Raw genomic sequence first — 18,866 nt, 5'->3', positions numbered from 1 at the left:
CTTTTCCTCTCACATCTCTAAGAAATCGCTTTCTTTTGCCCATTGGACTGTCCTTGTTAAGCCTTCCTCCAATGAGGTTTCTTCTCTCCAGCCAAGCTCCTTCAGGCGGTCATTTTTCCCCGCAATCGCCTGACTTCTCGATTTCAAATATTCTTCCGTCGATTTTTCACATTTTACCTGAATGTTTCCATTTATCTTACAAAAAAGTTCTGCCAGTTCCTTAATACTGCATACATTCTCTTCACTTGCAATGTTGTACGCCTTTTGGTCTCCTTTTAGAAAAATGTAAAACATTGCCGCTATTGCATCCCTGATATAGATATAGGAACGTATGGCATCTCCCGATGATTTCATTACAATATCTTCTTCACAGATACAGTTTTTCATAAAGTCTGTCATACATTTTTTATGGGAAAATACCTCTCCCGGTCCATATACCACAAATGGACGGACAATATGAAACCTGCATTCCAGTTCATTCCGAATACTTTCTGTCATCATTTCAAGCATCTGTTTGGACAAACAGTAGACATCTTTGTAGTTTGTAAAATCTATCTTTTCCCGATAATCTTCCGAAACACCTGACAGCGGCGTAGAATAGCCATACACTGCACTGGAGCTGAACAATAGCACATCCGATGTATGCCATTCTTTGCACTTTTTCAAAAGCTTATCATAAGCTAACACATTCGCCTCAAAAACCTGATACGGATGTTTCTGCACAATGTACGGTGTTGACGGGCTTGCTGCATGAATTACAATATCGCTTTTATAGACATCCGCAATTTCATCACATACATTTTGATACAACATCGTTAATGTTCCATTTTTTGTGGCATCCCCGAATTTTTGTTCCGCCTTGTTTTTATTTCTGCATAATGCATTTATCTTTATATTTAGTTCATATTCTTCGTTCAGTTTCAGCAAGGTATAAACCAGATAGGACGCTAAAAATCCACTTGCACCTGTCACAAGTATGGTCTTTTCTTTTAACTTTTCCCATGGCAATGTTTCCTCACATATTCTGCGAATATCTTCTTCAATAATCGGATGGATTTTTAACACCTCCTACACTCTTATTTTGTTTCCAACATTATTTTTGCACAGGTAAACTCGCGCAATTTTTTATAATATTGTATAAAAATATTCCAAGTATCATGCGCATACTTGCATTTCACTGCTGCATATTTTTCCTGAAACACGCCAGATTTTTCAATATAGCTGTTACAGTCTTTTATGTTCTTGTACAACCGTGTATAGAACTTCATCCCTTTTATTCTAGCAGTATTTTCTCTGTAATAGGCTGCAATCCGCATCTCCCCTTCGCAGTTTGCCTGGCGGAGTGCCTTTCCTGTATAAGTGTCCAGGTAATCACTTAAACTTCGGTTGAATACAATCTCTATTTTGTATTGTTCTAGCAGCTTATATTTTTGATGCTGCGTAATCTTAATATTACATAAATCATTGACAGCATCATAGAAATTCTCTACTTTGTACTCTGGAGCGTAAGCGCAGGTTCCACCATCAAAGTGAATTCCCATATCACGTTTTCCATGTTCCCGTTGTGTTGTAATAATCTCAGCCTTTGTCATAAAATTGCCATACTGTAACATTCTTCGTGTTAAATCTATGAAATTGTACGCATATCCAAACTTTCGATTGATTTCTGTTCCATAAGTTCCATCTAAAATAATTTTTAAAATATCATTGTTAAAAATATAACCACTCATGTAGGTATTACCGAAACCAAATGCTTTTAATGCCTCGTACCCCTTCTTGGCATATATTTCACCATTGTTTACATAACGATTCCGGTTTACAGCTGCAGAACCCAGCATAACTGCCGGTCTTTCTTTTTTCAGTGTCTTAATATAGGAGTCTAAATTTTTCAGCACTACCTCATCTTCATCACTAATCAAAAGTAAATATTCTCCGGTTGCATAGGTCAATACCGATACCAGGTTGTTTGTCCCATTGTTATATTTATTTTTGAAATAATGGAATCTTTCATCTTCAATAGAAAGCAATAATTCTTCTGTTTTATCTGTGGAACAGTTATTGCTCGCAACAACCTCAATGTCTTCACGCTCAGATTTTAAAATATTTCTTACCGTTCGATTTACAATCTCACCCCGGTTGTATGTCGGAATGCATATACTCAAAAATGGTCTCATTTCTTCTCCTCCACTATACGCTAAGCTGGTCTAATTCACCAAAAATAATATCCTGTAACAGTTTTACATCACATTTTCCCTTTTGTTCTAATTTTTCTTTCACATCCTCAAACGAGAAAAAATCTGTTGCGATAATTAAATCCACCTGTGGGAATTCGTCCTCTAACGTAAGAAGTGGTGCATCACTGTAAAAGGAACGTGCTGTGTCTGCTTCAAACACAACCTCTATCCTGGATTCTTTCACGCTGTCATATACTCTGTTTGCAGCATCTCCCATTCCGTAAATTGCAATCCGGTTGTAATTATTTTTCTCAAGATATTTTACAAGCGTGTTTCCCTTCTGCTCCTGTGCAAACCACTCATTCATCTGACGGTATAATCCCTCAAACAATTCCTCCCTGTGGGAAGCTTTTTTATATGCAACAGATGCATCTTTCAGGGCCGATTTTTTTCCTAAAATGTTTCCAACTACAAATGATAATAGAGTTGTTCCTATCAGTGTCTTCTTCATCTTTTCTTCTCCCTTGTATTCTATCTTAAGATTTTTTCTTCGTTATTCTGCCTTTTTTCCATTTGACCAAAGACTTGGGAATATAATATTTTGCTCCAGATTTGTAATTTCTTTTTTGATTTCCTTCATAAGTTCTGCAGGCATCTTTTTTTCATGGAATTTCTTTATATTCTGCTCTAACTGCTGCTTTTCTTCCACGCCAAATACCAGATAATCAATCTCTGACTCATCCGCCACAAAATGAATGAGAGAGCGAACTTCATCCTCTTCATATTTTTGAACCAGACTCTCATATTTTTCAATCATTGGAATTGCCTCTGATAAATGCGCCGGAATCTTTGCCTTATCCATCAGAATAAGTCCCTGTAAAAAAGCACTTCTTGTAAAAATCTTGATACCGGATTTCTTCGCCTTTGGAATAAATCCGGTTCTCATTCCCCTTTGATCCAAAATGCTGTATGGCAGCTGGATATAATCTACAACACCTGTTTGCAGCGCATATTCGCCCTCTTTTATATCATAGATAGAAACGCCGATGTTCTCAACCAAGCCTTCTTCTTTGAGTTTCACCATGCCATCCACGATTTCTTTTTGATAAATGTATTCCGGTGTATGTAAAAGATATCCGTTCAGTTTGTCAATGTGAAGTCTTCGTAACGTATCCTCACACTCTCTTCGTACCACACCACAGACATCTTTTTCGCCCTCTTCTACGACATTAGGACGTAACTTTGAGATGAGCGATACATCTTTTGGAATGCCATTTTGTTCAATGTATGCACCTAATACCAATTCTGCTGTTCCGTATGCTCTTGCAGTATCAATGCACTTGATTCCGTTTTGTAGTGCATATTCTATCATCCCAAAAGACTCTTCCTGTGTAGGCTGCCGTCCGATTTGATTGTTAACGCCATAATTCATTCCAAACTGTACTGTACCAAGACATAAATCTGCCATCACTACGCCTCCTTAAATTCCTCACTCAGTAAGGATAACATATAGGAATTCCACCATTTCCCATCATGAAAATACTGTTTTCGTAAAATTCCATCTTCATGGAATCCTAATTCCTGATATAATTCATACTTTGGCTTATCAAATTCATAAATTTCTGTCCAGATTTTCTCTAGTCCCAATTCGCCAAATCCGTAACGAAACATAAGATTACATGCCTCTTTTGCAATTCCCTCATGATCAATGTATGCAAAATCTTTTCCAATATAGAGCGACAAATCCGAGTTGCGGTTGACCCAGTTGATATAACATAGCCCGCAGCATCCTAATAATTCATCTGTCTCTAAATCCCGGATTGCAAACATAATCGTCGAATTGTCCGCAAGAACCTTGGATTCATACCATCTTTGCTGCATATCTTTACTGATTTCTCTATATTCGCGAAAATATTTTCTGTAATCTTCCCTGTTTCTCCAGTTTCTTAATGGCTCTAAATCTTCTTTTTCAATCGATGTTAAGTAGATTTTCTTTCCTTTTAGCACGTTTTAAGCATCTCCTTTTTTAGCATAGTGTCCTTGCTGATATCCATTGTTAAAATTTTACCAATCACTTCATTTTCAAGATATGGTGCATAGCCGCCTTCTTTGTACGGACGAAGTGGGAAAATATCCTCTTTTGTGATAACTTCTCCTTTTTTCTTATCCTTCGTCAGATAGATTGCCCTTCTTTGTACGACACTGGAATCCTTCTCATTCTCTTCAATTTTTTTCTCTCCGTCACCCAATGCTTCGTACAGTAACATTGTCTGTTCTACCATTTCTTTCCATGTCTTTGGTGTCATAGAGAATTTATGATCCGGTCCAATTCTGTCATTGTCGTCGGTAAAGTGCTTTTCAAATACTCTTGCTCCAAGTGCGCATGCCCCCAGTACGGTAGCATGTCCATACGTATGATCCGACAAACCTAATACACAATCCGGGAACAACTCTTTATATGTATTTAAAACCCTTAAGTTAATATATTTATAGTTTTCAATACTTGCTGTGTAGTTTGTGTTGCACTGCATAAGAACAATTTCATTGGTATATTTCCGAATACTCTGGTATGCGCGTTTCACATCCTCTAAAGATGATGCTCCTGATGCAATTATCACCGGTTTTCCCTTTGATGCGATATACTCAAGCATTTCTGTCCATTGAATATCACCGGAACCAATCTTGTATGCATTAACATAAGGATCTACCCTGTCGACAGATTCCACATCATATGGGCTTGTCATATATTCAATTCCGACTTCATCACATTTTTCCTTTAATTTTTCAGTCCAATCTAACGGAAGTGTTGCATCATCGTAAACATCATAGACAGATTTTGACCAGGACGCCTGATGTGTCATCTTTTTCATGGTATCAAAACCATTTCTGCTCACAATCTGACCAGCATGAAAATTCTGAAATTTTGCAGCATCCGCACCACTTTCCTTTGCTAATTCAATCAGCTTATATGCACGGTTTAAATCTCCGTCATGGTTTGCTGCTATGTCTGCAATAAAGTATGGTTTCCCATCTTTTGAAATAATTCTATTTCCAATTTTCATGATTGATATCCTCCAAATGCTTTTATTTTTCTTGCATATCCTTCCTCATACAATCGTTTAAATTCCTCTATGCTTTCTCGCGGTGTACGAATCTTCATCTGTAGCTTTTCACAAATTTTTTGATTATCCATCGCCATGTTTTTGCTTCTTGGTGCCTTAAGATGTAGCTGTTCACTCGTAATCTTATGAATTACCGCCTCCGGGTAATCAAATACCTCTCTCATATAAATTCCAAATTCATATTTGGATATCCCACCTGTTGCACAGACGTTATATAATCCATATACCTGTTGTTCGATTATTTTGCGAATAACCGCCGAGAGATCGTTTACCAAAATAGGGGAAAATTTAACATCTTCAACCATATTAAGCTCTGTTCCACTCTGAAGTGCCTTTAAAATCCACTCTCCAAAACTGCACTTATCTCTCATGTTAAATCCATAAATATTAGTTCTAATTACAGTTGTCATTGGATAATCCTGCACACAAAGTTCTCCCTCATATTTTGTCTTTGCATACTCATTTTTTGGTCCAATTGCGTCCTCTTCTTTATGAAGTACCCCTTCTGTGTCCTGATACACAGCATCGGTAGAAATCTGTATCAGATGTGCCCCAATATGTTCACAGACTTTTCTGATTCTTTCCGGAAGTTTAGCATTCATGTTTTCCGCCATCAATAAATCCTGTTCGCACCCATCAACATTGACAAGTGCTGCGGTATTAATGATAACGTCCGGTCTGATACGCAAAAGTTCCTGCTCTAACAGCCCTTCCTTTGCAATATCAAAAACAGTTCCACAAACCCCTTCCATATGATCCAGGGCATTTCGGTCACATCCGTAAATCTCATACTCATTTTTTAACAGGTATGCGAGATTACTTCCCAGCATACCTGCCAAACCAGTTATATATATCTTCTTCATTTACTTTCCTTATTAGAATCCAACTTCTTTTAATCTTTCTTTGATTTCATCAACAGAAAGCCAGACATCATTGGTACCGGAACTGTAAACAAATCCTTCCGTTACTTTCTTTCCTGTTGGCTGTGGACGCATTCTATCGTTAAATACCATCTGTGGATACACAATGTAATGCTTATCATATTCATAAGTTGTTGCCGCATCTTCTGTGGTAACCATTACCTCATGAAGCTTCTCGCCCTCACGGATTCCCACTTCTGGCATTTTACATCCTGGCATCATTGCCTGTGCAAGGTCGGTAATCTTAAAGGATGGAATCTTACTGATAAAAGTTTCTCCACCTTTGGCTTCTTTTAAAGCTTTTAACACTAACTGAACACCTTCTGGAAGACTAATCCAGAAACGTGTCATACGATAATCGGTAATTGGAAGTTCTGTTTTGCCTTCTTTTAACAGGCGGTCAAAAAATGGAATGACAGAACCTCTGCTTCCTGCAACATTTCCGTATCTTACAACAGAAAAGCATAAATCTCCTTCTCCAACATAAGAATTGGCTGCAATAAACAGCTTATCGGATACCAGCTTGGTTCCACCATAAAGGTTAACCGGATTTACTGCCTTGTCCGTCGAAAGTGCAACTACTTTTTTTACCTCAGTATCCAATGCTGCTTCAATTACGTTCATCGCACCGTGGATATTTGTCTTAATCGCTTCATTTGGATTGTACTCACAGCTTGGCACCTGCTTTAATGCTGCTGCATGAACTACATAATCTACCCCTTTAAAGGCACGTTTCAATCTTTCAAGGTCTCTTACATCCCCAATGAAAAAACGAAGCTTGTCCGCATACTGTTTAAAGTCATTTGCCATGTTAAACTGTTTAAATTCATCTCTGGAATAAATGATGATTTTCTTTGGGTTATAATTGTCTAACACATATTTTGTGAAACACTTACCAAAAGATCCTGTTCCTCCCGTTACTAAGATTGTTTTTCCCTCTAATAATTCCTGATACATACCTATTCCTCCGTTGGTCTTTTTACAATTTTATCGTTTCGAAGTGAAATCTGTAATCCTTCATTTCGAATAAATCCGCGGTTAATCTCCCGTACCTGTGGATTTGTGTTCAAATATCCCAGAATATCTTTTGAATCAAACTCTTTCTTGCCTTCCTGCTCAAAGTGTTTGTAAATATTCTTGATAAATTCATAATCTTCCGGCTCATCAATCGTCCAACGTTCCTCATGTAAATTGCCAATTGGACTTTCATAATCCTGAATTTTGAACATATCTTTGTGATTTTTAATATACATGGTAACATGTTCTCTTTCGGATGCAAGCTGTGCTTCTTTCCATGCCTTTTTCAATACTTCAAACCGTACAATCTCCAAATCCAAACCATCTGCAAGGGTCTCGGAAAGTGCTGCCATATACTCTGTTTCCGGTTTTAATTTTTCAATCGCATCATCCAACAACTTTGCATCAAAAACCGGACAGTCTGCTGTAATACGAATGACATATTCGGGCTGAATTAACTTTGCAGCCTGATAATAACGGTCCAAAACATCCAATGCATTACCTGCAAACACGCGGATGCCCATTCCAGATACCAGATTTACAATCGGAATATCTTCTTTGTTTATTGTTGTGGCTACCATAACTTCATCCACATATTTGCTTTTCTGAACACGATGGATCACACGCTCTAATGCGGTTTCTCCACATAAATCTTTCAGAACCTTTGACGGGAGTCTTGAGGACCCGCATCTTGCCTGAATAATTGCTAAAAACTTCATGTTTCTTCCTCCCATACATTATGCAAAAAACGCGATTGTCTTCTTTAAAATTTCAGACTGTTTTTTTGCATCCTCAATATCAAAATAGTTCGTCTTGAACTGCAATACTCTCTCTTGCAAATATTCTGCATTCGGGCATGAAACCTTCTTGTAATCATAATCATCATAGATTCCTAAGTTTTCTCTGCCAAGGAATGCTTTCTCTTTAAATAACGGCTCCTGATACGCTAACTTCCATGCTGCATAGACGCCATCACCGCCAAGCTCTCTAAATTTATCCCGAAACTCATGCCAGCCTACCTTATTCGTATCCAGGCGGACAACGTATGTCCAGTATGAATGAACGTTGCCTGGGAGCACCTTTTGTGCCTTTAACCATTCGCAACCCGCTACCGCCTCATCAAAACATTTTGCTGCTTCACAGCGTACATTGACAAGCTCGTCCATTCTTTCTAACTGTCCGAGTGCGACAGCTGCACACAAATCTGCCATTCTATAATTCCAGCCTAAAATGACATGTCTTTCATACTCTGGACTCTGAATGTCATCCTTCGTGATTCTGCCTTTCTTTCCACTAATTCCGGCATATCCAAGCCCTGAATATCTTCTCAGCTTATCTGCATACTCATCATTGTTTGTAATTACCATGCCACCCTCACCGGCAGTTAAATGTTTTGAACTCTGGAAACTGTAAGATGCCATGTCGCCAAATGTTCCAACAAGCTGTCCGTCCTGCCATGCGCCGTAACACTCTGCATTGTCCTCAATTACAACCAGATTGTATTCCTTTGCTACCTCCATGATTTCTTTCATCTGAGGTGCAAGGCCATATAACGCAACTGTCATAATCGCTTTTGTCTTTGGTGTAATCACTTTTCGGATATTTTCCGCTGTAATCAGGAAAGTATCCGGGTCTACATCCGCAAAAACCGGAACTGCATTTGCCATCAAAACCGCCATAGATGTGCTGCTCATTGTAAGTGGCGGGCAGATTACCTCATCTCCGACACCAACACCAGCTGCCTCCAATGCTATATGAAGCGTCGCGGTTCCATTTACCATTGCAACTGCATGTTTTGCATGAAACTTTTCTGCGAATTCCTTTTCCAATCGTGTTACCATCTGGTAAGTACTTTTTGATGAAAATCCTCCCTCAAGTACTTCTTTTACGTATTTTTCTTCTAATGAACCAATTCTTTGTATCTTTTCCATAATTATAATCCGCCTTTCTGCGAAAGGCACCAATGCGTCATGAAACACTTTGGCTAACTTCCGCTTTTCTAATTTATATTCCTTCTGATATTATTTACCTATAAGACTGACACACTACAGAACACGTGGAGGTGAGTGGCGGGGCTGTATAGCGGCGACCTCGTATAATTATTTGTTGTCGGTCATCCGTTAAGGCATCAATGATTGGCGCATAACGTAGCCCGTAAACTTATCTCTTCCAAAGTCGACTCGATTTTGCCGGATGACCAGTCACTGTCAGTTTTATAACGCTAAATCATCAGGAGGTACTTTTATTGTCGTTTAAAATTCTCAAAAATAACTGTTGTGGTCTTGACGTCCACAAAACCTGGATCTATGCCTGTATCGGCATAACTGATTCCCTGAAACGTACCGAGTATAAAGAAGCCCGCTTTTCTTCCTTTACCAAAGGTCTGCAGGAGCTGTGTGACTGGCTTTCCAAATACAACTGTACGGATGTCTGCATGGAATCTACCGGTAAGTACTGGATCCCTGTTTTTAATGTTCTGGAGAAGAATAACATCTGGGTTACTCTTTCCCACCCCAAATATACCAAACCGCAAAAAGGCAACAAGACTGACCGCAAGGATGCTAAATGGATTTGTGACCTATATATGTGTGGAATGGTAAAACCTTCCTTTATTCCACCGGCTGACATCCGTGAATTAAGAGATTTAGTAAGATACCGTTTCAAACTCACTTGTATGATCACCGGTGAGAAGAATCGTGCTCATAACTGTCTTACTGTTTCTAACTTAAAACTGGATGATGTCTTTTCTGATATATTTGGTAAATCCTCCCGTTCCATTACGGAACAGATTTTACAACACCCTGGGGAAACATTTGATGTGTCACCTTTTGTGGATAGCAGATGTAAGACTCCTACCGAAGAAATACAAGCTGCTGTTGATGGTGCCATATCCAAACAACAAGCTGTAAAGCTCAGACAATGTTTAAATCACATTGATGAATTAGAAATGCACAAAGTAGAAATAGAACGGGAAATCTTTCGTCTCAGTGATAAGTATGAAAGCATTCTCAATCTTATACGAACCGTACCTGGATTCGATAAGACCCCAATGACTGCTATTCAGGTGCTTTCTGAAATCGGAGGTGATATGTCTGTCTTCCCCACAGCTAAAAACCTCATATCATGGGCTGGATGTTGTCCCCGTAATGATCAAAGCAATCATAAAATCAAATCCACTAGGATTTCCCGTGCTGGTTCTTATTTTAAACCAGTTTTGGTGCAAGTTGCAAATGCTTTAATCAAATCCAAGAAACACCCAGAATTTACAAACCGTTATCGACGTATAAAAGCACGTCGTGGTCACAAGAAAGCTATCATTGCCATCTGTCGTATGATCCTGACCGCTATCTGGCACATACTCACAGATCTAAAACCATATACGCCTGAAGGTTTTCTTGAATCGCGACCTGTGAATAAATCCAAAGTATTGACTACTTCACAGGCACTTAATTTAATGAAGCAGCGAGGCTACATTATCAAAGATGATGTTGTTCCTGTTACCTGATTAGGTGTTGTGTATATATTCAATTTTTAAAACCGACTGCTTAGGCGGTTTATTTGCTATGCTCTTTATTTTTAGGCTGTCCTCTACTTGTTTGTTTCAAACTTTCATCCTCTTTTTAAAATAATGAATCAAAATCTACACGTTCAAAGACTTCTAATTTTCCGCCGCGTGTTGCATTTATCACTTGTATGCCATGCTCATCCGCGTATTTTCTGGTCGCCTTATATGCATTCAAAACCTCTTTGGTATAGCCAACTGCCTCTTTTTTCTCCTCTTTGTAAAAATGCCCGTAAGTTGCATTTCTTTCATTTGCATAAGAAAAATCTACGCCCAAAAGATATATCTTAGAAAATCCCATATATGCCGCAAGCTGTATGCATGTATAGGTAACCGTACAACCCAAATATGTTCTTGTAGAAAAATCATCTGTAAAATGAGGCAGTCTGTCCTGGCACATTTCATAAATCTGATGGTATTTTAAATATTTGTCGTGTTTTTTCTTATTCCAAAACTCTTCACTTGTATCACCCATCAATTTATTTGGTACATCAATTGCATCCCAGTCTATGCTCTCATCTCGAAGCATAGAATAATCATCCACAAGAAAATAGTCCGGTCGCCATCTCGTTTCGCCAAATGCTTCATAAATGGAATTCATGCTAAAGCAAATCTCTTTGTTCTTTCTTAACGTCTCCAAATCCTCAAATCTAAGACTTGGACCGGTTGCCACAATAAAACACCTTTCACCTTTGTGCGTATTATGTAATGCTTCAATCTCAGGATTGTGGTACTCCTTGATGCGGTCTGAACAGTCAAACAAATCTGTCACCTTGCAGCCCAATCTGTCCAATTCTTTTTTATTATCCACCCGCTTGGCAAGTAAAAGTTCCTTGCCATCCAACGAAAGCTGCTTTAATTCTTCCTGATTTTTGGCATGCTGTGGATTCTGGTTCTGCAATTCCCCAATCCACTCTTTTAAGACATTTGCATACAACGTATCTCCATACACAACATATTCCTGCTCTTTTTTTAAATACGCTTTTACAAATTTTTCTAATCGGTCTCCGTATGCTGGCTGCTGAAATTCACTCGGGCACTCTGAGAAAAGAAAGAATTCCTGAATGTGGTTTTCTTTCAATGTAACTTTCACTTCATCTTCCTGTTTACAGGAAACCACAATCTTATACGATGCATAGTCCCTCTTATATTCTTCAAGGCCAATGACTGTCTTTCCCAAATAGCTTGTTCCCCACTTTTCGGGATTACGGTCTATATAGGCAACAACCCGCTCATCTCCAAGACTTCTCTGCAAACGGCTGCCCCGAATACCAGCTCCCCATATCACATATTTTTCAATCTGCATATTTTTATCAGCTCCCTATTTTTACATTATCTGTCAATTTTTAGTGAAACAAAAAAGCTGACCTTATGTATCCACCATAATTGTCAGCTTTTCTTTATTATATTACTTCTCCAGCTGCCTCTCCAAGTCTCTCAAAATATGGTAATAATTCTGTAAATGCCTCTGCCATCTTAGCATCGTCGCCAGACGCAATGGCACCTCCTGCTTTTTCTACCTGCGCATTGAAAGCGTCCTTGTCAAGACGTACCTTGCCCTCATTCAAAAGGTCTAACGTTCCATTTACTACCTGAATTTCCCAGTTCATCGCATCGATGATGCTCTTTAAGAAATTATCGGTGTCATCCAATCGTTTTCCTGATAATTCCTTCACAACAATCTTCATGTTCTTCACTAGACGAACGTTGAATTCGACCAATACCTGAAGTGCTTCTTTCTGTTCTTCTCTGTTATCTTCCATGATAATTGTCCCCTGGCCATCATAGCCAGCCCTTTCACTGTCGTATTCAAAATCTCTATATATTATATCGGATTTCCTAGATAAAACTTTATAGATAATCCATTTATTCTTGTAATTCGATACAGTTTTTACGATTCTTTCAAAATCTGTAAAAATTGCTCTGCACGCTTCTCCCAGGTATGCTCTTTTTTCGTTTTTTCATATCCCATTTCTGCTATCTGACTTATTTTTTCCGGCTGGGATAACAGCTCTTTCACACGGTGTGGCAGCTGCCTGATTTCGTCTAAACGGAATAATAAAATGTCTTTTCCATCCACAAAATTTTCTCTCAGGTAACGTGTCTCATCGGTGAGTACAACCGCTTTTTGCAACATGGCATTGGCAATGCGCTCGGTATAGGCATCCTTATGCCAGGTCATGATATTGAGGGCAATTTTAGCGTTCGCAAATACTGCAAGGCTCTCCTCCCCAGGGATGGAATCATGTAAAATCAGATTGTCATATTTTTGCAATCCGGTATCCTCCCAGCCCGAACCAAAAATATGCACCTGCAATCCGCCCTTTAATAGTTCTTCTATCACTTTTCTCCGGTAATGACCTGCAATTGTGGTAATCAACACCCTTGCCTTATGGAACTGGCTCATCGTCTCCTCTATTGGCAGTGTATATCCTAGCTCATCCAGCGTCACAAAAAACACCTCTTCCGGGGTCTTCTCTAGATTTCGTTTCATATTGGTGAGATAATGATTCCACAAGATTCGTGTCTCCTTGTCTAGTTTTAAAAATTCCCTTAGTTTCAGACTCACACCACTTTTATGGCTTCCCAGGAACACAATATCATATTGCGGCTGTTCTCCATGTTCATAGCGTTCCACCCCGGCTGGCGGAAGGAATGCTGCGTGTATCTGATTATATTTTTCCAAAAAAGAAGCATAGTTTCGGTCTACGGTCAGAATACAATAGTCCTTTGGCACACAGATAAGCTGATTTTGAAACCAGATTGGATGATCAAACAAAAAGTTAAACTTTGGTCCAATCATTTTATCATGCGCATTTTCCCCGCTTTGCAATTTTGCAGAAAAAAGATAAGTCTGAAATCCTACAATTGCCTGGAAACGTTTTCCCAGATACTGGTTAATCTCTGTAAAATCATGCCTGGACAAATCAAAATACAAGACCTTTTTTCCTTTTTGCTCCAGTGCTTTTCCAAAATTTCTTGCAAAAACATCTAAAATGGCGTTACATTCCTCATCCCCGCAATACACCAAAATCGGTTGTGTTGCATCATATTTTTCGTAATATTGCGCACCTCCTGAAAGCATGTCTTCCAAAAAAGCGTGATGCTCCTGCCTTGTTCCAGAAAAATCTTCCTGATGTTCTTCCACCCACAAAAGCCCCCGAATCGCATTTTCCAGACATCCTGCTGCTATCAGGTCTTCTTTATATCTGCCTGTCAGGTAGCAATCTCCCCGCCACTTTTGTTCCTGGCTTTCTTCCTGCTCCTTCAAAAGAATCCAATCACCCTCCGGACGTTCCTTGCTCACCACAACCTCATACTGTTTTGCAACCCGAAGCACCAGTTCTAAATTCCGGTTTCCCTCCAGTTTCTCATTCCATCCGCCTACATTTGTAATTGCATCCCTACGCACGTAAATTTCTCTTGTCAGCACAAATTCATCTAACAATATTTCCAGAAAGGAAAGTGTTCTCTCCTCCTGATTTTCTCCATAACAAACTACACCCGTCATAAACTCCCGCCTATTCTTTTTTATCAAAATTTCTTCTTTTCTCGCCGAAAAGATTGCCAAAAAACACTTCTTTTCTCTATAATATAATCAGATGAAATGAATGTAAAGAACGAATGGAAGGTCTTACGATATGAATATTCTCTTTTACTGTTACGGAAGCATCTGCGAACCTTTTATTGAGGCTGCATTTTCAGAGGCAGGCTTTCAGGTAACAAAAATCACCGAGGAAATCACAAACAAACAGCTTCTTCCAAGCGAATGTGTGACTCTGGTTAGCAATGAATTATTAAAGAAATCCTATGATTTCGTGTTTACCATCAATTACTATCCAAGCATATCCGATACTTGTAATATTTTTCATATTCCATATGTCGGCTGGACCGTTGACGCACCTGTCATGGAATTATATAGCGATACCATTCAAAATCCATACAACTATATTTTTCTCTTTGACCGTATGCAATACGCGGATATCGCACCGTTAAACCCCGGACATATTTTCTATCTTCCACTGGCAACAGATGTCTCCTATTGGCAATCCGTTATAGGGAACATAACAAATCCAACTACGTATGTCAATGATATCTCCTTTGTTGGGTCACTTTACACCGAAAAATGTCCTTACGACAAGTTAAAACATCCTTCGGAGTCTTTAGCCGGGTATCTGGATGGCATTTTGAATGCGCAGGTAAAAATCTATGGATATGATTTGATTCCAGAACTTTTGACGCCTTCCTTAATAGAAGGATTCAAAGCGTGCATGCCGGATTATTTTTCTCTGAAAGATGCTTCGACTCTGACAGACAGAGACATTATTTCCAAATTCTATATGGCAAGCAAGGTGTCTTCGATGGAGCGGACACGGCTTCTTCATGCACTGTCCGAACGCTTACCTGTTACCATTTATACAAACAGTGACACTTCAAAGCTAACGCACCTGAAAAACAAAGGAACCGTTAAAACGAGAACCGAAATGCCACTTGTCTTTCATGGCAGCACCATCAATCTGAATATGACAACGCACTCGATTCGTTCTGGAATTCCGCTTCGTATCTGGGATGTGCTTGGATGCGAAGGATTTTTGATTTCCAATTACCAGGCCGAGATTCCAGAGTATTTTATTCCGGGTGAAGATATCGAACTCTATGAGAGCGAGGAGGATTTGATTTACAAATGTAGTTATTATTTGGAACACTCTTCCCGTGCAAAAGAGATTGCGCACAACGGTTTTGAAAAAGTAAAAGCGCATCACACTTACCTGCACCGTATCCTGGAAATGTTAGAAATCGTGTTTGCAAATAGAAAGGCTTAATAGAATGAACGTTATATTTTTAGACTGGCCATGCTTCGGACGTGAGGATTGCGTCAATGCACTAAAAGCATTAGGCCACGAGGTCAGTTTCTTTTTTCATGAAGATTATAATATGAGAAAATCTGCAGAATTTGATGCAGCCTTTGACACCTATCTGCAAAATCATCCTGCAGACTTTCTTTTTTCCTTTAACTTTTATCCGCTTGTCTCTGAGGGATGTAAACGGAACCAGATAAAATACATTAGCATTGTCTATGATGCACCGCTTGTTGCCTTGTATTCCTATACAATTGTCTATCCGTGCAACTATGTATTTCTTTTTGACAAAACGCAGTATCTTGAGCTTTATAACCTTGGCATTCGAACTGTTTATTACATGCCGCTTCCAGGAAATGCCGACAAGATTACAGAGCTGCTTCAGTTACCACATGATAGGGACTTTTATGCCTCTGACATCTCGTTTGTCGGCTCTCTTTACAACGAGGACCACAACTTCTTTGACCGGCTGACTGATATTACCGACTATACGAGAGGCTACTTAGAGGCTATTATGGAAGCACAGCTTCGTGTTTACGGCTATTATTTTATTGAGGAGGTTCTTCCAAAACGCATTTTAGACGACATGAAGAACTCACTTCTCTATGAAGCCGGAAACACCGGTATTCAGACGGATGAATATATCTATGGCAGTTATTTTCTTGGAAGAAAAATCACGGAACTTGACCGCATTCGTACCATAAAGGCGCTTGGAGAAGAATTTCCTGTGAAACTTTTCACAAGGAATCCGGATTTTTCCCTGCCAGGCGTCACCAATATGGGAACCGTCGACTATAATCTTCAGATGCCTTATGTTTTTTATTATAGCAAGATTAATCTGAATATCACCTTGCGGAGCATCAAGTCCGGTATGCCGCTTCGCGCCATCGACATCATGAGTAATGGCGGCTTTTTGATGACCAATTATCAGGCTGATTTTCTCGATTTCTTTGTGCCAGATGAAGATTTTGTCTATTACACTGACCTTGCTGATTTAAAAGAAAAAGTCCGTTATTACCTGAGTCATGAAGAAGAACGTGCCCGCATTGCCAAAAACGGGCAGGAAAAAATAAGGAAATTCCACAGCTTTGAGCAGCACTTCCGCGAAATCTTTGCTGTTGTCTTTCCTGAAACGTAAAACATCTTTTTCCAAAAGAGTTTCGTCATATTTTATATTGTTTTGATACAAGAATGGAGCGTAATATGGGAGCAAAAGTATCCGTAATTGTACCAGTTTACAACGCCGCCAAAACATTGGCACCTTGTCTTGGAAATCTGGTACACCAGACCTTATCCGATCTGGAACTGATTCTGGTAAATGACGCCTCAACAGACGGAAGTGACACAATCCTTGCCGCCTGTGAGCAGCAATTTCCAGAAAAAATCATTTTCATAAATTTAGAAGAAAATCTTGGGCCAGGTGGTGCCAGAAATGTTGGTCTATCTTATGCCTCCGGGGAATACATTGGTTTTGTTGATAGTGACGACCTAGCTGATCCTACGATGTTTGAAACCCTTTATACACATGCAAAAGAAGGAAACTATGACATGGTAGACTGTGCCTATTACCATCAGGCTACAGATTCCCTGCTTTTGATGACACCCGACAGTTGTGTCGGAGATTTATCCGATGACAAACGTAGTTTGCTTATCTCCGGTGGCGGGTACCTTTGGAGCCGCATCTTCCGACGGGAACTTTTTGATGGAATTCACTTTCGTGAACATACGATATTAGAAGATATGGAAGTGATGATGCAGCTTTTTCTTCGCTGCAAACGTCTTGGAACCGTAAAGACACCTCTTTATCAGTATTCTGCGACTGTGGACTCTGCCTCAAAGCTTGCCAACCCAGCAAAATATCATCATGCCATCACCGCTGCCATGCAGGCAGTCTTTGATGTAACACACGACTATCCGCACTATGAAAAAGTACAGCTTGCCATAGAATATTCTATGCTACAACTGTATCAATATGGACTGGTCAATGCATTACAGTCGGATAGCGGTCTTACCGATACACAGAAGGACAGCTTTTTGGAGACACTTTGCACGCTTCGAAAAAAACTGGTGAAACTTCCGATTGTTGAAAATCCTTATGTCTTAGAAAAATTTTCGAAAGAAGATTTAGAATTGGTTTTGAAATTTGAAAATTTTTAAGATACGATACTCTTATATTTGAATTACTTGTCACTAAAAAAAGGAACTGCATTTTGGGGATAAACCCCAAAACGCAGTTCCTTTTGAATTGCTACAGTAGTAATTACTGAAGTAAGGATAATACACCCTGAGTAGACTGGTTAGCCTGAGCAAGCATAGACTGTCCTGCCTGAGCAAGGATGTTGTTCTTGCTGTATGTAACCATTTCTTCAGCCATATCTGTATCACGTAACTGTGATTCAGCAGACTGTGTATTCTCGGAAATGTTATCCAAGTTAGCGATTGTATGCTCTAATCTGTTCTGTAAAGCACCAAGTGTAGATCTCTGTGTAGAAACCTTTGTGATAGCTGACTGAATAGCTTTCATAGCTGCTCCAGCTGTTGAGAAGCTAGATACTCTCAATCCGCTAACGCCTAATTTAGAAGCGCTCATCTTGCCACAGGAGATTTCAATCTTCTGTCCAGAAAGAGCACCAACCTGAAGGTTCTTTCCTGTGAAGGATCCGTCTAATAAGTTCATAGAGTTGAACTGTGTTGTAGACTGGATTCTGTTGATTTCAGATGTTAACTGATCAATTTCTGCTTTAACTGCATCTCTATCTACAGATGTGTTTGTATCGTTAGCTGCCTGTGTAGCTAATTCGTTCATACGCTGTAAGATAGAATGTGTTTCATTTAATGCACCTTCAGCAACCTGGATTAAAGATACACCGTTCTGAGCGTTGTCAGAAGCTTTGTTTAATCCACGGATCTGGCTTCTCATTTTTTCAGAAATTGATAAACCAGCTGCATCATCACCTGCACGGTTGATTCTGTAACCAGAAGATAATTTCTCTGAAGATTTTGCCTGCTGTCCTGTTGTGATTCCTAACTGACGATTAGCGTTCATCGCTGTAAGATTGTGCTGTACTACCATAATTTAATTTCCTCCTTGAATTCGGTGCAGCTTCCTTGCTGCAATTATTGTTGTGTTGTGGCTTCCATTATCCTGACCGTACGCTTCATTCTAACTTCAGCCGCCAAGTAACACTTCGTTTACTTGATATATATATCGG

Annotated in this window: 18 protein-coding genes; 4 read left to right on the top strand and 14 right to left on the bottom strand. The window is 39.4% G+C overall.

Going from position 1 to position 18,866, the window contains the following annotated elements; translation table 11 throughout:
* Positions 1-9 precede the first annotated feature (9 nt).
* The 10 genes from BIV16_RS13925 to BIV16_RS13880 are packed head-to-tail and all read right to left on the bottom strand — an operon-like array spanning position 10 to position 9,164.
* The gene (locus BIV16_RS13925) at positions 10-1,065 is read right to left on the bottom strand and encodes an NAD-dependent epimerase/dehydratase family protein (RefSeq protein ID WP_075680094.1); all 1,056 of its coding nucleotides are present in this window, start codon (positions 1,063-1,065) and stop codon (positions 10-12) included.
* Between the two features lie 11 nt (positions 1,066-1,076).
* Entirely contained in the window at positions 1,077-2,174 is a 1,098-nt protein-coding gene (locus BIV16_RS13920; RefSeq protein WP_075680095.1) for a glycosyltransferase family 2 protein, read from the bottom strand.
* Between the two features lie 13 nt (positions 2,175-2,187).
* Positions 2,188-2,685 carry a hypothetical protein gene (locus BIV16_RS13915; RefSeq protein WP_075680096.1) on the bottom strand — a complete coding sequence of 166 codons (498 nt, stop codon included), beginning with the start codon at positions 2,683-2,685 and terminating at the stop codon, positions 2,188-2,190.
* Positions 2,686-2,727: 42 nt separating this feature from the next.
* A complete protein-coding gene (locus tag BIV16_RS13910) occupies positions 2,728-3,642 on the bottom strand; it encodes an aldo/keto reductase (RefSeq protein ID WP_075680097.1) in 915 nt (304 codons plus the stop codon).
* A 2-nt stretch (positions 3,643-3,644) separates the two neighbouring features.
* A complete protein-coding gene (locus BIV16_RS13905) occupies positions 3,645-4,181 on the bottom strand; it encodes a GNAT family N-acetyltransferase (protein ID WP_075680098.1) in 537 nt (178 codons plus the stop codon).
* Positions 4,175-5,236 carry an N-acetylneuraminate synthase family protein gene (locus BIV16_RS13900; RefSeq protein WP_143524728.1) on the bottom strand — a complete coding sequence of 354 codons (1,062 nt, stop codon included), beginning with the start codon at positions 5,234-5,236 and terminating at the stop codon, positions 4,175-4,177. The genes BIV16_RS13905 and BIV16_RS13900 overlap by 7 nt, the downstream gene beginning before the upstream one ends.
* Complete coding sequence (locus tag BIV16_RS13895; protein ID WP_075680100.1) at positions 5,233-6,159, bottom strand: SDR family oxidoreductase; 927 nt, start codon at positions 6,157-6,159, stop codon at positions 5,233-5,235. Before BIV16_RS13895 ends, BIV16_RS13900 begins: the two co-directional genes overlap by 4 nt.
* Positions 6,160-6,171: 12 nt before the next feature.
* Positions 6,172-7,173 (bottom strand): UDP-N-acetylglucosamine 4,6-dehydratase (inverting), encoded by a 1,002-nt coding sequence (pseB, locus tag BIV16_RS13890; protein ID WP_075680101.1) that lies wholly within the window; start codon positions 7,171-7,173, stop codon positions 6,172-6,174.
* Between the two features lie 2 nt (positions 7,174-7,175).
* Positions 7,176-7,952 (bottom strand): cytidylyltransferase domain-containing protein, encoded by a 777-nt coding sequence (locus BIV16_RS13885; protein WP_075680102.1) that lies wholly within the window; start codon positions 7,950-7,952, stop codon positions 7,176-7,178.
* 18 nt (positions 7,953-7,970) lie between these two features.
* Positions 7,971-9,164: a DegT/DnrJ/EryC1/StrS family aminotransferase gene (locus tag BIV16_RS13880; RefSeq protein WP_202969655.1), complete on the bottom strand. Its 1,194-nt coding sequence runs from the start codon at positions 9,162-9,164 to the stop codon at positions 7,971-7,973.
* A gap of 314 nt (positions 9,165-9,478) precedes the next feature.
* Between BIV16_RS13880 and BIV16_RS13875 the strand changes: the two genes are divergently transcribed.
* The gene (locus tag BIV16_RS13875) at positions 9,479-10,738 is read left to right on the top strand and encodes an IS110 family transposase (protein ID WP_075680103.1); all 1,260 of its coding nucleotides are present in this window, start codon (positions 9,479-9,481) and stop codon (positions 10,736-10,738) included.
* A gap of 115 nt (positions 10,739-10,853) precedes the next feature.
* Here BIV16_RS13875 and BIV16_RS13870 read toward each other — a convergent pair whose 3' ends face one another.
* The 3 genes from BIV16_RS13870 to BIV16_RS13860 all read right to left on the bottom strand — a co-directional run bounded on the left by BIV16_RS13870 (position 10,854) and on the right by BIV16_RS13860 (position 14,306).
* Complete coding sequence (locus tag BIV16_RS13870; RefSeq protein WP_075680104.1) at positions 10,854-12,101, bottom strand: 6-hydroxymethylpterin diphosphokinase MptE-like protein; 1,248 nt, start codon at positions 12,099-12,101, stop codon at positions 10,854-10,856.
* A 97-nt stretch (positions 12,102-12,198) separates the two neighbouring features.
* Positions 12,199-12,558: a molecular chaperone gene (locus BIV16_RS13865; RefSeq protein WP_075680105.1), complete on the bottom strand. Its 360-nt coding sequence runs from the start codon at positions 12,556-12,558 to the stop codon at positions 12,199-12,201.
* 128 nt (positions 12,559-12,686) lie between these two features.
* Positions 12,687-14,306 carry a glycosyltransferase family protein gene (locus tag BIV16_RS13860; protein ID WP_075680277.1) on the bottom strand — a complete coding sequence of 540 codons (1,620 nt, stop codon included), beginning with the start codon at positions 14,304-14,306 and terminating at the stop codon, positions 12,687-12,689.
* 130 nt (positions 14,307-14,436) lie between these two features.
* On the opposite strand from BIV16_RS13860, the gene BIV16_RS13855 reads away from it, so the two are divergent.
* From BIV16_RS13855 to BIV16_RS13845, 3 genes are all read left to right on the top strand, one after another.
* Positions 14,437-15,618: a CgeB family protein gene (locus BIV16_RS13855; protein WP_075680106.1), complete on the top strand. Its 1,182-nt coding sequence runs from the start codon at positions 14,437-14,439 to the stop codon at positions 15,616-15,618.
* Positions 15,619-15,622: 4 nt separating this feature from the next.
* Complete coding sequence (locus tag BIV16_RS13850) at positions 15,623-16,792, top strand: CgeB family protein (RefSeq protein WP_075680107.1); 1,170 nt, start codon at positions 15,623-15,625, stop codon at positions 16,790-16,792.
* A 65-nt stretch (positions 16,793-16,857) separates the two neighbouring features.
* Complete coding sequence (locus BIV16_RS13845) at positions 16,858-17,811, top strand: glycosyltransferase family 2 protein (RefSeq protein ID WP_159435926.1); 954 nt, start codon at positions 16,858-16,860, stop codon at positions 17,809-17,811.
* 103 nt (positions 17,812-17,914) lie between these two features.
* On the opposite strand, the gene BIV16_RS13840 is transcribed toward BIV16_RS13845, so the two are convergent.
* Complete coding sequence (locus BIV16_RS13840; RefSeq protein WP_075680109.1) at positions 17,915-18,727, bottom strand: flagellin N-terminal helical domain-containing protein; 813 nt, start codon at positions 18,725-18,727, stop codon at positions 17,915-17,917.
* Positions 18,728-18,866: the final 139 nt, after the last annotated feature.

Source organism: Roseburia sp. 831b (genome assembly GCF_001940165.2).
GTDB lineage: Bacteria > Bacillota > Clostridia > Lachnospirales > Lachnospiraceae > Roseburia.
This window is presented reverse-complemented; position numbering and strand designations above follow the sequence as displayed.

Bases quoted from the DNA above. Each gene is read 5' to 3' on its own strand.
- BIV16_RS13900 (WP_143524728.1), bottom strand. From the start codon at position 5,236: ATGAAAATTGGAAATAGAATTATTTCAAAAGATGGGAAACCATACTTT.
- BIV16_RS13845 (WP_159435926.1), top strand. From the start codon at position 16,858: ATGGGAGCAAAAGTATCCGTAATTGTACCAGTTTACAACGCCGCCAAA.
- BIV16_RS13860 (WP_075680277.1), bottom strand. From the start codon at position 14,306: ATGACGGGTGTAGTTTGTTATGGAGAAAATCAGGAGGAGAGAACACTT.
- BIV16_RS13870 (WP_075680104.1), bottom strand. From the start codon at position 12,101: ATGCAGATTGAAAAATATGTGATATGGGGAGCTGGTATTCGGGGCAGC.
- BIV16_RS13850 (WP_075680107.1), top strand. From the start codon at position 15,623: ATGAACGTTATATTTTTAGACTGGCCATGCTTCGGACGTGAGGATTGC.
- BIV16_RS13895 (WP_075680100.1), bottom strand. From the start codon at position 6,159: ATGAAGAAGATATATATAACTGGTTTGGCAGGTATGCTGGGAAGTAAT.
- BIV16_RS13920 (WP_075680095.1), bottom strand. From the start codon at position 2,174: ATGAGACCATTTTTGAGTATATGCATTCCGACATACAACCGGGGTGAG.
- BIV16_RS13865 (WP_075680105.1), bottom strand. From the start codon at position 12,558: ATGGAAGATAACAGAGAAGAACAGAAAGAAGCACTTCAGGTATTGGTC.
- BIV16_RS13885 (WP_075680102.1), bottom strand. From the start codon at position 7,952: ATGAAGTTTTTAGCAATTATTCAGGCAAGATGCGGGTCCTCAAGACTC.
- BIV16_RS13910 (WP_075680097.1), bottom strand. From the start codon at position 3,642: ATGGCAGATTTATGTCTTGGTACAGTACAGTTTGGAATGAATTATGGC.
- BIV16_RS13840 (WP_075680109.1), bottom strand. From the start codon at position 18,727: ATGGTAGTACAGCACAATCTTACAGCGATGAACGCTAATCGTCAGTTA.
- pseB (WP_075680101.1), bottom strand. From the start codon at position 7,173: ATGTATCAGGAATTATTAGAGGGAAAAACAATCTTAGTAACGGGAGGA.
- BIV16_RS13880 (WP_202969655.1), bottom strand. From the start codon at position 9,164: ATGGAAAAGATACAAAGAATTGGTTCATTAGAAGAAAAATACGTAAAA.
- BIV16_RS13855 (WP_075680106.1), top strand. From the start codon at position 14,437: ATGAATATTCTCTTTTACTGTTACGGAAGCATCTGCGAACCTTTTATT.
- BIV16_RS13915 (WP_075680096.1), bottom strand. From the start codon at position 2,685: ATGAAGAAGACACTGATAGGAACAACTCTATTATCATTTGTAGTTGGA.